Source organism: Chitinophaga eiseniae (assembly GCF_012641265.1).
In the GTDB taxonomy this organism is placed as follows: domain Bacteria; phylum Bacteroidota; class Bacteroidia; order Chitinophagales; family Chitinophagaceae; genus Chitinophaga; species Chitinophaga eiseniae_A.
Genome location: NZ_JABAHZ010000029.1, coordinates 1 through 834, shown reverse-complemented (window position 1 = coordinate 834; position 834 = coordinate 1). Strand labels below are relative to the sequence as shown.

General features: G+C 37.6%; 2 rRNA genes. Both read right to left on the bottom strand.

Annotated features, from left to right (window positions below):
- Nucleotides 1-110, bottom strand: a 23S ribosomal RNA gene (locus tag HGH91_RS30960); the annotation flags it as partial.
- A gap of 610 nt (nt 111-720) precedes the next feature.
- Nucleotides 721-832, bottom strand: a 5S ribosomal RNA gene (gene rrf, locus HGH91_RS30955).
- Between the last annotated feature and the right edge of the window lie 2 nt (nt 833-834).

Sequence of the window (834 nt, the reverse complement as noted above, 5' to 3'; positions counted from 1 at the left end):
CTACGGATGTTACGATCGTTTGCATCTCCCCGTAGCTTATCGCAGCTTACCACGTCCTTCTTCGCCTCTTAGATCCTAGGCATCCACCATGCGCCCTTATTCGCTTTAAAAATCTTTAGTATTCTTATACTACTATTTCGAATACAACTTGCATTTCCCAATATGTCAAAGAACTTTTAACCACTGATTTCTTTTCCAAGATTTCATTTCTGTGATTATTGCCGATGTGTGAGAGCCGATCTCCGTAACCCCTTTCGGTTACACATCTTCATTTCAATATTATAAGAACTTTTATTCTGTATTATGCTGTTTGCGTTGGGGTTGCAAAGGTAGTAATCTTTCGTTTAACCACCAAAACTTTTTTAAGTTTATTGCATCCTTAATCATTTCAGTATCAATAACTTTTCAATTGGGAAAGTGTTGTACTGAATTGATTATCAGACCCCTATCTGGCAAAGAACATTACTTGTTTCCAAGCGGATGGCAAAGATATAACCTTTATCAATCGCAAACAAAACTATTTGAGTTTTATCTCAAATTATTTTTCAATCTTATTTCAATTAATTGTCAACTTAATTGTTGAATGTACCAGGTCGTCTGGGACCTTTAAAAGAGTAAAATGTAATGACACTTTAGTAAAAACTGCTCTTTAGCAGGATGTGTCTACTCTTAAAGAAAGAAAAAGCCTTAGTGCAAAGGCACCAAGGCTTTTCTTAATAAGTATGGCAGCTACCTACTCTCCCGCATGATAGTGCAGTACCATCGGCCATGAGGGGCTTAACTTCTCTGTTCGGAATGGGAAGAGGTGAACACCCTCGGCATAACCACCATAAG